The sequence below is a fragment of the Clostridium sp. FP2 genome, assembly GCF_011065955.2.
GTDB lineage: Bacteria > Bacillota > Clostridia > Clostridiales > Clostridiaceae > Clostridium_AD > Clostridium_AD tagluense.
This window is the reverse complement of sequence record NZ_JAAMNI020000001.1, coordinates 2,763,683-2,776,868: the sequence shown is the minus strand read 5'-3', so window position 1 is coordinate 2,776,868 and position 13,186 is coordinate 2,763,683. Positions and strand designations below refer to the sequence as shown.

Genomic DNA, 13,186 nt, shown 5'->3' with positions numbered 1-13,186 from the left:
GGGCTTAAATTTACTATTTAACAAGTAACACTCATTTTATAGCTTTGAATATACAGGCTTTTGTAGTTATTCTAAGCCCCTACCTTAGGTTAGAGTCAATACATATTTAGCATATTTTTCAGTGAAATATTATAATCTAACATTTTTAAATTGTGTTATAATTCGGTCATAACATTTTCTGATTTTACGTCTATTATCAGGTAATAAATTTATGTTTGATAACAATGCTATTTTTTCAACTACACCCTGTATAGACAAATCTTCTGTATCTATATGTTGTTTAAATATTTCGTTACTGAATCCTTTTATACAACTATCTATCTGCTGTGCAGCCCATGAATTTCCACCTTCACCACGGCCCCTTAGCCGTTTAAGTACGGTCTCCTTTGAAGCACATAATACAAAATGATTTATCAAAAATCCATCGTTCCTTAATTGAACAATAATTTCTTTAAAATACTGAGGATTGCTTATGGTCATTGGAACTATTATTATACCCTTATACTTATTTGCAATATATTTTAGCATAGAAAAATTAAACTCACGCCACATTGAATAATTTTGAAAATCTCCACTATTTAATTCTTTTGGTATGTTTTTTCTTATAAAAAGTCCTATGTTTTCTGGATCATATATAAATGAATTTGGGATTCGTCTATGCAATTCATAAGCACTTTGAGTTTTTCCGACACCAAATGCTCCATTAATCCAAATTATCATAATTATTACCTCGCTCTCTTCTCTGATATAAGTGAGATTCTTCTTGCCTCAAGAATTTATATAACTTCATCTAATTCCTTAAAGGCAATTAGAAAGTTAATACCGTTTTCCAAATTCTTTTCTTGCTTGCTCTGTAATATTTTTGATAAAGTTAGACTTTGCATTTGTATACCCCTCTCTATCAAATTCATACTTTTGTTTCAATTGTAATTTTAATTCTCCATATTTTTCTGCGATTTCAGGATATAATATCAAATAATCACGAAAATATAGTTCATCCCAATCACCACTATAACGCACATGAAGGTGATATGCTTGGCCAATAAATCCGCTTAGAGTATAGCCTTTCATAAACATCATATGTGGAGCAGGATTATTGGGTTGAGGACTATAATTATAACCAATGCCTTTGAGCAGAGAGATTATTTTCTCTGTTTCCATATGATTTTGTATTTCTAATAAAATATCAATGGTAGGTTTCGCACGCAAATTACATACAGAGGTGCTTCCATAATGGTTTATTCTTATAATATTATTTAAATCAATTGTTTGTTCAAGGGTATTTTTTTCAGACAAATATAAACCATGCCACATTGGATCATGTTCACTTAAAATAATGGGAAATAGTCTTCCTAATTCTTCGCCATTCATTTCGTCTAATTGTTTTTCCAAAATTATCACCGCCTAATATTAAGTTTCTTAATTGCTATAGCAGCAGATTATATTTATTAATTTTAGCTACTTAACCGCTAAGATAGTAAATTCACCTGGTATCTTTTCATTTTCCCACTTAGGATGCTCATCGAATTTTTTTAATTCAAAACCATTTATAATAACTGAATTTATAATCTCACTAAGTGTATAAAACCTAAGGGAGCAGTCTGGAAAATCACACTGTTCCTGTTTGCTGAAGAATTGTTTGTATGCTACATCTCCATTATGCAATTCTTCATCAAAATAATTTCCTTGTGTTTGTCCTGAATTACCTTCAGCAATACACTTTCTTAAGGGGTGAAAATCACTTAGAATCATTACACCATTATCTTTTAACAATGAATAAAGAATAGACATTAATTTATTGATATCATTAAAATAATGGAGTATTCCCCCTTCTATATAAAGAATATCAAAGAAACCTTCATACTTTTTCAAATCAACATCATATATATCGCAAACAATATAATCAATAGATGTATTTGCACACTTTGCTAACTCTAAAGCATACTTTCTATTTTCCTCTGAAATATCAAATACTGTTACAGCCGCACCCATTAAAGCTAATGGAACAGCTTTTCTACCATTTGAACCACAAATATTCGCAATTTTCTTACCTTCTATGTGGTTGAAATACTCTTTATGCTTTTTAAGACAAGCTTTTGGATTTTTTAATATTTTAGTTGCGTTATCCATAGGAGCCATCTCTATTATTCCAAAATTCGTATGCACGATATTCCCAAGCCTTTTTATTTGATATGCTTTGTTCATTCATTCTTAATTCCCTCCCTCTTAATATAAGATTAATAATATTTCGACGATTTGAAACATGAAATCTTACCTAAATGCTCGTATTCTCTACTTTTCTTTTTTAATTCAGAAATGTCTGATACTCTCAGTAAAAATTCTTGTCCATCTTTATCCTTAATATAATATTTCTTATCCTTTGACCAACCTTTTTCTATTTCAGAGACTATACTCCATTCAGGATAACCACTAATATCTTCAAAAAATTCATGACTAAATATCTCTATTTTTCTAAATGAGATTTAAATAATCGGCGATAAATCTTGCTTGCAGTTCTCTGATTTTTTCTTTGAAATGAACATGATCTAAGTAAATATCAGTTCCTAAATTTCTAGTGAAGTTATACATATCTATACAGGGTATCTTATACTGCTCCATTATTTCTTTTGCAGCAATATCGTAAGCATAAACATCTTTACTATATCTTAAAAACCCCTCTTTTCTTGAATTATGAATCTCATCTATAACTGGTGTTAATCCAACCCATATGGTCTTAGTTGCCATAGCTTTTGATATTTCAATTATCTTAATTAAATTCATCTTGTAATCTTTCAATTCAACCTGAACTTTATTTGAATCTCTATCTATTCGAACATCGTGTAAGCCACAGTTGATAAGTAATATTTCGTATTTTGTATTTTTTATATATTCCTCTGCTAAATACTCTATAATCATTCCACTATCCCCTGCATTAGCGCCAATCGGTTTGTCCAAATCTGTTAACGCTTGCTTCATACCCCTTTTTCTATCATACTCAAATTTATGCTTTATCATATTCTTAAGATATGGACCATAGTGTATTGATACACTATCACCTATAACAAATATTTTTTGCTTATTTATTAGAATTTCCTCCCGTTATTTTGACATGATTTTAATGTTGTTTAATTATATTAATGTCCAAAAGAACTTATTAGCCAAGGTGAATTTTTATCTTTTCTAGTTAAAGTATAACTATATTCATCCCTCCCACTGTCACTGGGACCTACCCCCTCTTTTTTATATTTAACTTCAAAGACTACTTTAAAAATAGCTACATTCTCTAATTCTAATTTTTCTTTTTCCATATCTATTATCTGACTCTTTTTTATCTGGCGTAGATAGACTTCCTTATTTGTTTGATCAGTATCTTCAATTATATTAATAACTTTAATATATTCTAAATTATCAAATCCCCAACTTGATTCTGAAGAATGATATTTTTCGATTGTTAACGTATTCATACCTTTCAAATTCTTTTGGTTATAATATTTATAAAATTCTCCTATAACCTCCTTTGGCTTTAAGAAAGCCACTTGAACTTTTTTATCCTTTGAATTTTTGGTTGCACATCCTGTTATAATCATTAACAAACATAAGATTATTAATCCAATTTTCTTATTAATAATAACCGCCCCTTTTTAATATATATTTTTAATGAAATTTAAACTACTCTTTAGTAAATTCCATAATATAATCTTTAAGCTGTGAACCACATCTCATTAGTTCACCCATTACTCTCTCTACCCCATTCTCTGTAGTAAACCAAGTATCCCTGTTTATTCCTTGAACGACCGATGGACAAATAATTAATTCGGTATCTGGGTATGCCCATTTATAATACATATAACAACGTCTTGCGTGGAAAGATTTACAACATATTATTGCTTTATTTATATGTAAGTTTAGTTTGTCTGTAATTTCATGAGATTTAAATGCATTTTCATATGTGAACTGCGCATCTTCTTCTTTTAAAATTGAATTTTCATCAACACCATTTTTAATTAAAACATCTCTTAAAAAATCCCATTCTGTATTATATGTGCCATTATATTTTTCTGCTTTTGATGATGGGTTAGGAAAGTGTCCACGTTTAACACTGTATTTACCCGATGGAAGAATAAGTGGCGCATATCCACTTTTCCAGAGTACAGTAGCGTTTTCTGCTAATTCAGCATAAGATCCTCCAGGTATAAAGATAATATCTGCTTTTTTAGGATTACTCTCAAGAAAGATAAAATTTGTAATATCATCAATTGTTTTCATATTAGCCCCCTGTAAATTGTGTGCTGTTTCTAATATTTTTAAATTTAAGATGGTTATTATATTTGATTTTGGAAGGTAACTTTGCCATGGCGTAAATGTCAACCTATATATAGATTATAACCCATAAATTTACACAATTCCATATAAAAAAATCCACCAACTAAGGTGGATAAAAGTGTAGTAAATCATTTCAAGGTGTTTAAAATTTCACTGCACCTTTTTATAAAGCTAATTATACCTATTATAATTAGTATTGAGGCTACTAAAATTCCAATAATATAAAGTACGCCTAATAGAGGTATGAAAACAAAGAAAAATGAGCATAATGCTGCAATCTGTAACATCTTATATTGATTCCATTTTTCATCAGACTCTTTCACTAAACCAGATTGTTCTCGTTTTTCCGCCATATCCTATTGAGAACTAATTTTACTGTGTTTTTCTCTATTAGTCTGTGATATTTAGAATTTAATAGTTAGGGTTAGAAATTCCATATCTTCTAGTATCACTATCTCCAATAAGATTGATTTTTATATTCGGATCTCCTTTTATTTCTATAGTGTAAGTCTTTTGATCATTATCATAATAATAGTTGCTTATTTTATTATCTTGTTTCATTTCCTTTAGCACTGAATTAAAGAATCCTCTACACTTATTAACATCATACTTGCTATAATAAATATCAGTTGGAGTTTTAAATAGCCATACAGAATTAGGGGGTAATGGTATATCTACTTTTGTACTATCTAAATAGGTAACAGTGTAGGTATGATGGGAAAAAACATTACTCTTTGTAATAATATTAAAGTCATAATTAGATAAATACAATACTAAAAAAATTGTTAGCGGGACAATAACAATTAATAGTTTTTTGAAAGCTTTCTCTCCACTTAGTACAGCAGTTAATATTACAATTAAATTAATTATAAATATTGCACAAACCGGATAAAACATGTAACTTAATCTCATATTAAATTACCCCCAACTTAGTTACCCTTACTATTATTATATAGGCCTAAAAATTTTCAACTATTATTTAATCATAAAATTCACTGAGATATATCTTGCATTTCATTTTTTTCAGAAACAATTACGGTAGCTTTCCTTGAATTATTTTCGAACTTTACTGAAGCAATAAACATACCCATAGTCTTATCATATGTCACTTCTACTTTTTCAGGAACTTCGTATTTAAAAGTTTCTAATCCTAATAAATACTCAACTACATTATTTGAAATAGCTTGTCTCTTATTCTTTTGATCCAAATTACTTTTATAATATATTCCTGTACCTGAAGCAATTATTATAAGTAATATAACACTGTAAATTGTAAGTAGTTTTTTCTTTTTCATAATTTTCTCCCCCTTAGGTTTAAGTTGCATAAAATATGAAAAACAAATATTTATCTGATTCCGCAATACTCCTCAATTCTAGCTTTTGAACTAATCATATCAATTGAACTTTGTACAATTTCTAATACTACCTTACCATGAAAATCCTTCAATATATTGGTGAAAATATACTTGAAATCTATATTGCCTTGTCCTATAGGTATATGTTCATGAATCACTTCCAGATGTCTATCTGCAATATATAGTATCTTAGGCATCTTTACTGTAATCATAGATTTATGATGTTCATAGCTATCTATATGAGCTATATCAAGAAGAAACTGAAGAGTTGGGTTTTGTAGAAACATAATTTCTAGCTTATTTGTACTTTCAACCTTAAAGTAAATATAATGGTGATTAATAAGCCATTTATACAATTGTTTAAGTATCGCATATTTACGATTAACGAACAATAATAATTCGACCTATTAAAACTTTCCTAATAATACTAATAATACTAAAACAACTCCTATAAATCTACCAACATATTTAACAGATTCACTTGGTTCTGTGCCTTCTTTAAACATCCATCCTCTACCAAACATAAACGTTTGTTTTGGAAATATAATTGCAAGAACACCTAAAATTAATAGAATAAAGTTCATACATAATTCACCTCCATTCACATTTAAGCATTGAATAGTTAAATTGATCATATTTTTCTTCATTAATCCAATAATGCTCTCTTAGCCTTCCATCCAATTTAAAACCAAATTTCTCTAAAAGTTTTATAGATGGTATATTGTTTGATGACAAACTCAAAAATGCTAGCATGATTTTTTTCCTTAAAGATAAATTAGAAACTAAGTTATATCTCCCAGCGGCCATTTTTCACTTACTTTATCTATTTCTCAAAAATGAAAGATTTACAGCCATTATTGCATATATTTTCTCTACTAAATACGAAACCACAATTTTCAGTGTAAAAGTGGTGGTTTCTTTTTGAATAATCAGGTGTTTCGACCGTCCATTTTTTTGCATCTATATATTTTTTTTCTATATCTTTCCACACTATAGTTCCAAGATGATTTTCTCTGTATTTTGGATCAATAAATAACATTTCCAAACTGCATTCACCATTGAGATTAATCGCAACAGTATAAGCACCAATTGTAGTATTATTATAAACTACTTTATAGCTTTCAAAATCTTTATGCTCATTGAGCCATTTAATTAAGCGACCGTCATTGTATCCTGAAGGACCATCTTCTTGTAAATCAGTGTGCATAAATGTATCTTCATTAAATGCAGAAGTCATTATAATTGTTAGTATTTCATAATCAACTGGATATATCTTTAAATATGCTATTTTATTATTCATCTAAAACTCCTTTTTTGTTATCGGTGTAATGTAGCATTACACATAAATCATTTGTTTAAATATAAACTCCATTCTCAATAATTCCAATATCACCATATAGTTTTATATAATCTCCTTGAACTATTATACCTTCACCATCGCATACAGTATAAATATTAACATTGTTGCTTAGTGAGTACTTTTGCAAGTCAGCTAAATATGTCGACCATCTATTCCAAGGGGGCATTATTTCAAAAGGTACTAATCCTAAAGCCGACAAATCACCCAAATCTACATGGTTTTCATCCCCAAACTGTGCGCTACCGATAGTAGGTGATACCATAAGAGCACCTGCACTAACCCCTACTATTATACCTCCACTTTTAATATACTCCTGCAATCTGTATATCATGTTTCGCTTTTTAAGCATAGATAAAAAGTAATAGGTATTTCCAACTGGCAAGTGAATGATATCGCATTTAAATAACTTTTCCTCAAATCGTTGATCATATCTCTCATCTAAATCAAAACGTAGTATATTATAAACACCTAATTTATTGTAGAAATCAACATTTCTTTTGTAATATTTATTCTCTTTATCTGTAGTATGTTCAATTAATCCAACTGTTGCATCAGCATTATTCACCATTTCTAATAAGGCTTTATTTATTTTATCTTGTGTATCTATATTTATTTGGGATTCTAATTTACTATATAAAACTAAATTCATAATTCCACTTACCTTTCTATTTACACTTCAATAACCATTCCTGTTTTTAACTCATTTAAATTGTTCATGGTTTTACTTAAATAACTATAAGCTTTTTCACCAGTACAATGGCAAGTATAATACTTATCAACACCACTGCTAATTAGATTTGCTGAAAGATTATTTAAAAATGCTTTAGAATCTTGATTTTTAATATTCATTCTCATTAAATGAAATCCACCAATTACTGTGTTTAGATCTCTATCTATGAAATCTTTAGTTCTCTCAATTATATTAATAATACCTTTGTGAGCACAACCACAAAATAGACTATTTTTCTTATCTTCATTAATCAATAGGTTTATTTCATGTTCAAAATCATCTTTTTCTATGGATTTGTTACTACATTCTTTTAATAGCCTATCATTACCTTTAGGCTGCAGTTTATTACCTTTAACGTCACCAAATAAAGTAATCTCATCATCTATTATCGTCATCCCATCTACGAACACAAACCTATTATTACTGATTAATTCTTCCTTCAAGCCTATATTAAACTTAATAATCCCAAGCAATTTTACTAGATGATTATCAAATGCGCCCTTGCCTATGTAAATTTTTGCTTTACTATTGAGTTTTAAAAATGTTTCTAGTCCACCACCATGATCATAATGTCCATGGGATATAACGGCTATGTCTATATCTTCCAGGTTCACACCTAACTTACTAGCATTATAGGCAAAGGAGTGATCTGTTCCAGTATCAAATAATATCTTATGATTAGCTGTTTCTATATACAATGATAAACCATGCTTACATTTATATTCTTTTGAGATAGTCCTATTTTCAAACAATGTTATAACTTTCATAAATATCTCCTTTAGATTAAATACTCGGTAAAATATTTGGAGTGTAAAAGGCACTTAGTAATCAGTGTATGCTAATCAGTAAATTCCATCTTAATAAATTCTCCATGACCCATTGGAGTTTCTTTCTTATAAGTATCTACTACCTTAAAGCCTGCCTTTTTATAACATACAATTGCTCTTTCATTAAAAGAACGCACTTCTAAAACAATTTTTTTATTTCCATAACTCTTTTTACATTGTTGCTTTAATATTTCCATAAGAATATTTCCTGATCCTTGTCCACATAAAGACGGCTTTAATCCGAGTCCTATTAGAATATATTCATTTTTATTTAGTATTCTTATATATCCACATAAATTAGTGCATTCATCAAGTATTGCACTAAACTCATTGTTTCTCTTCTGTTCTATTGTAATACCCCAATTTTCACTAAATATTTTATCCCATTCTGGGTAATTATATATAGAATAATCACCATCATATTTCCAACTACAGATTTGTTTTGCATAATTTTCAGTTAAAGCTTCTAATACGAATTTCATGGTAGTCCCCCCCCTACACTCTTTTAAAGTCAACATAAATCCCTTGTTAGGTGAAATACACCATAGCAATTAGAATTTTCTCAAAATCACTTCCCTCTCACCATTATTTATTCTTCAAATATACTGAAATCTAAACTATTAAATCTTTATGCTTCTTGCAACAACTCTTGCCATTGAACTATCGGCCTTTATTTTTAATGGAAAGGCCATAACTTCAAAATTTTTATTACCTAATAATTTATCCAGATTGGTTAGATTCTCAATTATGCATATTTTATTTTCCAAAAGGAATTTATGGATTTCAAAAGGATATTTATCTGGTGAAGGCATATCTATACCTACCATTTTAACATTTTTCTTTAATAAGAATTTGCATAAATCCATGTCTAAAAGTGGGTGATCTTCATAATATTCTGGCATACCATAAAGTTTATCTAACCCTGTATAAAGTAGCGCTATACTGTTTTCTTTTATCAATTCTTCATAGACTGATTTCATCTGTATTATAGGTTGATTTCTTACATCTAGGATACAACCCGTAGCTATAAATGAGTCCACAGATAATTCAGATATGTACTTATTGCTTTCAGTTAAATGCATAGGTGAATCTATATGTGTACCTGTATGCATACTAATTTCTAACCTGAAATTATTGTGGCTGTTTATACTTAGATACTTATTTTGAAATAAGTTTGTTGTAATATCTCCTGGATAAATAGGCATAGTATCCTCAATTATATGTGTTAAATCTATTAATTCTTCCATAGTCTCACTCCATTCTATTTTTGTTTCTTGTTCGAGCTGTGATTATTTTTTACAACTAAAATAGAAAAAATCATCATCTCTCACTATAATTTCTCTAAATTCGTATTTCGCTACAAGCTCATATAAAATATCATCATTAGGAATTGCTTCTCTTCCCAAATTATAACCTATTCTTTTATGATGTTCTTTTACTTCCTTTCGAGTTTTTGAATGTATTATTGCAAAAACACCTCCATTTTTCAAATGTTTTTTAGCATTTGAAAACACTATATTTAAGTTTTCAAAATGTGGTATGCTATTAAATATTAAAATATAATCAAATCTTTCCGCGAAGTCCATATCTTTATCAAAATCATCACATATAGTTTTTGTCTTAGGATATAGCTGCTGTAATTCTTTTAACATGTTTTCTGATATATCTAATGCTACATAATTGCTTAAGTGCATATTTCTTAAAACTGAGTATAACACACCTGTTCCTGAGGCTACATCCAGTAACGAATGGCCTTCCGATATCCCTAATATATTTATAGCTTTATTTATAATGCTCCCTTTTTCATCAGATATTTCTTTCCACTTTTCATAGGTGTTATTAAAATATTCTTTTTGATTTTTAATAGTCATAATCATCCTCCTAAGTCAAAGCATCATCTTCAAATTTCCACTGCTTAAAATATAAACCTATGCTCTGTTAATAAACTCTTCAATGTCCTTTTGAATAAGATTTAATGCATTTCTCCAAAAATCTATTGAGTGAACGTCTATATCAATTATCTTTGCAATACCAACAATATTATTTTTACTTGTAGCACTCAAAAAAATATTATATTGCTCTACAAAAGCTTCTCCTTTTTTCATATATTCTGAATAAACACCTTTAGAAAATAAAACCCCAAATGAATATGGGAAATTTAAGAATTCATTGCCAGCCATATAATACCCAGCTTTATTCATCCACATATATGGGTGAATCGTTTCAACATCAATACTATTACCATAAGCTTCTACCATGCAACTCAGCATTAATTCATTTAACTCTTCAACAGATAATTGACCCGATTTTCTTCTTTCAAATAATTTATTTTCAAATAAATACCTACCATAAAAATCAACAATATAATAACCCACATCTGAAATACTTTTTTCTAAAATTGATAAACCTTCATTTGTTGGTAGAATATTAAGCAATGCGTTATTTACTATGGTTTCACAGAAAATTGCAGCTGTTTCTGCAATAGGCGTAGGATAATCCGTATTTAACATCTTTTCATTTCTAAGACAATAACTATGATAAGCATGTCCAATTTCATGAGCGAGCACACCAACATCACTAAAGTTCCCAGTAAAATTAGCCATAATTCTACTTTCTTTTATTGGAAAAATATCAACAGTCAGTCCATAATTCCCTTTCCCAGTTCTTGGCTCAGCATCAATCCATCTATTGTCAAAAGCCTTTTTTGCAAATTCAGCAAGTTCTTCACTGAAAGTTTTAAAACTTGATACAATTAAATCCCTGGTATCTAAATATGATATTTTTGTATTAGCATCACCCACTGGTGCAAAGATATCATAGAAGGGAAGGCTCACTTTATGTCCTAGAATTTCTGCCTTTTTATGATAATATTCATGAAATATAGGCAGGCGTTCCTTTATAGCTAAAAACATAGCATTTAAAGTTTCATAATCCATCCTTGAGACCTTGAGGACTTTTTCTAGTGGTGATTTATATCCTCTCATATCATAAATAGTAAGTGCTTCACCACTAATTCCGTTTAAACATGCTGCAGATGCTTGTGATATGCTTTTACATGCGTCAGCCTCTGCATAATAAGCTGCCTTTCTTAAGGATTCACTTTTCTCATATGCCATATTTCTCAGCTCTGAAAGCGACACTTTTTTTAATTCACCTTCAATATCTATCTCCATTAGTATAGTAGAAGTGAGCTCCATATAAAGTCTTTCCCATGATCTCGAGCCTGTACTCTGCATTTTTGCAATTACTACTTCTACATCTTCACTCAATAAATATTTTGACTGCAAAAGAAGTTCTTTAATATAAAATCGATGTTCTATAAGATATGGTGAATCGTCTATTAGCTCATCTATATTATTAAAATACTTAAGCCATTTGTTAAAACTTACAAAAGTATCTATAACCCATGAATCCTTATCCTCCATATCATCTAAAACGTCCATTGCTTCTACATTTGAACAATCCGCACTTGAAATTAAATATGCATAACAATATAAGCATGAATATAAGCTTTTATATTCGTTATAAAGCTTTAAAAATTCTTCAATTTTAGAAGTAGCGTTGCTCCTATCTTTTAGATTTTTTTCAGCCCATTTGTTTAAATTTGTAATATATTGATTAAGAAGCTCTACATCACCTTTAAACTTTTCAGAGTTAAAAGAAGTATAAAGTGTATCTAAATTCCATGTTAAATCCATTAATAACCATCTCCTTAAGACTACTATTTCCATCTATTTTTTTAGGTGGCTCACTAACATTGCCACCGGCCCATTTGTTAAAAATTGAAAATCTCATACCTAATCCACAATGATTATGTACGTCCACTTTAGATACCTTTTTTAATTTCAGCAGGTTTCCTTCTTTTAATCCTTCCTTAAATAATGTATCTTCTATATTATTCATAATCAATATTTTTTCCTAACAATCAAATTAAAGTGTTTAGAAAAATATTCTGTATTATCCATGTTATATTCTGTTTGTTCAATAGGTAAACTTACAAATTCAAAATCAATAAAGTACTTTTTTATATCTTCAATATCTACATAAAAATGTGGAACATCCCTTTCTGTATCATGTTCATCCCTCAAGATTGTATTATTATCAATTCGCTTATAATTATCAGCTCTTTGATATGACCACGTATCTTTTGAAAGCAGAGTAATAAATAGCTCTCCTCCACTTTTTAAGACTCTTTTTATTTCATCAAGCGACTTAATAAATCCATCCGTGTCAGTATGATATATAACATTGTAAGCCATTATACAATCAAAGGAATCATTCTTAAATGGCAAATTTAACATGTCACAAATATCTACTGCAATATCTACCTGTTCTTCCTCTGCCCACCTTTTCAAGTGATTAACTCCATATTCGGATAAGTCTAAAGAATTGACCTCAAACCCTTTCTTAGCAAAATAGATAGAGTGTCTGCCCAATCCACAACCCAAATCCAGAAACTTGTTAAAGCTTTTTGATTTCCATGATTCAGATAAATAACATGCCTCTATTGATGGTACTAACCAGTCGTTACTTTTGTTTTTACTCCAGTCCCAGGCTTTTGATTTAATCATAATTTTCCTCCTCATTGAAA

21 protein-coding genes are annotated in these 13,186 nt (G+C 29.4%); all 21 read right to left on the bottom strand.

Annotation, left to right across the window (positions count from 1 at the left end):
• Positions 1 to 129: 129 nt before the first annotated feature.
• The 21 genes from G9F71_RS13345 to G9F71_RS13245 all read right to left on the bottom strand — a co-directional run bounded on the left by G9F71_RS13345 (position 130) and on the right by G9F71_RS13245 (position 13,166).
• Positions 130 to 720: an AAA family ATPase gene (locus G9F71_RS13345; RefSeq protein ID WP_164951777.1), complete on the bottom strand. Its 591-nt coding sequence runs from the start codon at positions 718 to 720 to the stop codon at positions 130 to 132.
• 96 nt (positions 721 to 816) lie between these two features.
• A complete protein-coding gene (locus G9F71_RS13340) occupies positions 817 to 1,401 on the bottom strand; it encodes a GrpB family protein (protein ID WP_411956132.1) in 585 nt (194 codons plus the stop codon).
• A 57-nt stretch (positions 1,402 to 1,458) separates the two neighbouring features.
• Positions 1,459 to 2,205 (bottom strand): class I SAM-dependent methyltransferase, encoded by a 747-nt coding sequence (locus tag G9F71_RS13335; protein WP_224626399.1) that lies wholly within the window; start codon positions 2,203 to 2,205, stop codon positions 1,459 to 1,461.
• Positions 2,206 to 2,472: 267 nt separating this feature from the next.
• Entirely contained in the window at positions 2,473 to 3,015 is a 543-nt protein-coding gene (locus tag G9F71_RS13330) for an SGNH/GDSL hydrolase family protein (protein ID WP_224626396.1), read from the bottom strand.
• A 119-nt stretch (positions 3,016 to 3,134) separates the two neighbouring features.
• The gene (locus G9F71_RS13325) at positions 3,135 to 3,587 is read right to left on the bottom strand and encodes a DUF4829 domain-containing protein (RefSeq protein WP_164951778.1); all 453 of its coding nucleotides are present in this window, start codon (positions 3,585 to 3,587) and stop codon (positions 3,135 to 3,137) included.
• Between the two features lie 82 nt (positions 3,588 to 3,669).
• The gene (locus G9F71_RS13320) at positions 3,670 to 4,266 is read right to left on the bottom strand and encodes a YdcF family protein (protein WP_164951779.1); all 597 of its coding nucleotides are present in this window, start codon (positions 4,264 to 4,266) and stop codon (positions 3,670 to 3,672) included.
• Between the two features lie 185 nt (positions 4,267 to 4,451).
• On the bottom strand, positions 4,452 to 4,676 hold the full coding sequence (locus tag G9F71_RS13315) for a hypothetical protein (protein WP_164951780.1): 225 nt from the start codon (positions 4,674 to 4,676) through the stop codon (positions 4,452 to 4,454).
• A gap of 58 nt (positions 4,677 to 4,734) precedes the next feature.
• Positions 4,735 to 5,235 (bottom strand): hypothetical protein, encoded by a 501-nt coding sequence (locus tag G9F71_RS13310; RefSeq protein WP_164951781.1) that lies wholly within the window; start codon positions 5,233 to 5,235, stop codon positions 4,735 to 4,737.
• Between the two features lie 80 nt (positions 5,236 to 5,315).
• On the bottom strand, positions 5,316 to 5,618 hold the full coding sequence (locus G9F71_RS13305; RefSeq protein ID WP_164951782.1) for a hypothetical protein: 303 nt from the start codon (positions 5,616 to 5,618) through the stop codon (positions 5,316 to 5,318).
• Positions 5,619 to 5,668: 50 nt separating this feature from the next.
• The gene (locus tag G9F71_RS13300; protein ID WP_164951783.1) at positions 5,669 to 5,965 is read right to left on the bottom strand and encodes a hypothetical protein; all 297 of its coding nucleotides are present in this window, start codon (positions 5,963 to 5,965) and stop codon (positions 5,669 to 5,671) included.
• 120 nt (positions 5,966 to 6,085) lie between these two features.
• On the bottom strand, positions 6,086 to 6,262 hold the full coding sequence (locus G9F71_RS13295) for a DUF6199 family natural product biosynthesis protein (protein WP_164951784.1): 177 nt from the start codon (positions 6,260 to 6,262) through the stop codon (positions 6,086 to 6,088).
• 7 nt (positions 6,263 to 6,269) lie between these two features.
• Positions 6,270 to 6,431, bottom strand: coding sequence for a GNAT family N-acetyltransferase (locus G9F71_RS13290; RefSeq protein ID WP_164951785.1), 162 nt, complete (start codon positions 6,429 to 6,431; stop codon positions 6,270 to 6,272).
• Positions 6,432 to 6,501: 70 nt separating this feature from the next.
• Positions 6,502 to 6,978, bottom strand: a complete 477-nt coding sequence (locus tag G9F71_RS13285) for a GNAT family N-acetyltransferase (protein ID WP_164951786.1) — start codon at positions 6,976 to 6,978, stop codon at positions 6,502 to 6,504.
• 55 nt (positions 6,979 to 7,033) lie between these two features.
• A complete protein-coding gene (locus tag G9F71_RS13280) occupies positions 7,034 to 7,687 on the bottom strand; it encodes a Type 1 glutamine amidotransferase-like domain-containing protein (RefSeq protein ID WP_164951787.1) in 654 nt (217 codons plus the stop codon).
• A 20-nt stretch (positions 7,688 to 7,707) separates the two neighbouring features.
• The gene (locus G9F71_RS13275) at positions 7,708 to 8,535 is read right to left on the bottom strand and encodes an MBL fold metallo-hydrolase (protein WP_164951788.1); all 828 of its coding nucleotides are present in this window, start codon (positions 8,533 to 8,535) and stop codon (positions 7,708 to 7,710) included.
• Between the two features lie 71 nt (positions 8,536 to 8,606).
• Positions 8,607 to 9,077: a GNAT family N-acetyltransferase gene (locus G9F71_RS13270; protein WP_164951789.1), complete on the bottom strand. Its 471-nt coding sequence runs from the start codon at positions 9,075 to 9,077 to the stop codon at positions 8,607 to 8,609.
• Positions 9,078 to 9,215: 138 nt separating this feature from the next.
• Positions 9,216 to 9,842, bottom strand: coding sequence for a cyclase family protein (locus tag G9F71_RS13265; protein ID WP_164951790.1), 627 nt, complete (start codon positions 9,840 to 9,842; stop codon positions 9,216 to 9,218).
• 42 nt (positions 9,843 to 9,884) lie between these two features.
• Positions 9,885 to 10,466 (bottom strand): class I SAM-dependent methyltransferase, encoded by a 582-nt coding sequence (locus tag G9F71_RS13260; protein WP_164951791.1) that lies wholly within the window; start codon positions 10,464 to 10,466, stop codon positions 9,885 to 9,887.
• Between the two features lie 57 nt (positions 10,467 to 10,523).
• Positions 10,524 to 12,293 carry a M3 family oligoendopeptidase gene (locus G9F71_RS13255; RefSeq protein WP_164951792.1) on the bottom strand — a complete coding sequence of 590 codons (1,770 nt, stop codon included), beginning with the start codon at positions 12,291 to 12,293 and terminating at the stop codon, positions 10,524 to 10,526.
• Positions 12,250 to 12,498 carry a hypothetical protein gene (locus G9F71_RS13250; protein WP_164951793.1) on the bottom strand — a complete coding sequence of 83 codons (249 nt, stop codon included), beginning with the start codon at positions 12,496 to 12,498 and terminating at the stop codon, positions 12,250 to 12,252. The genes G9F71_RS13255 and G9F71_RS13250 overlap by 44 nt, the downstream gene beginning before the upstream one ends.
• 2 nt (positions 12,499 to 12,500) lie before the next feature.
• Positions 12,501 to 13,166 carry a class I SAM-dependent methyltransferase gene (locus tag G9F71_RS13245; protein ID WP_164946135.1) on the bottom strand — a complete coding sequence of 222 codons (666 nt, stop codon included), beginning with the start codon at positions 13,164 to 13,166 and terminating at the stop codon, positions 12,501 to 12,503.
• Between the last annotated feature and the right edge of the window lie 20 nt (positions 13,167 to 13,186).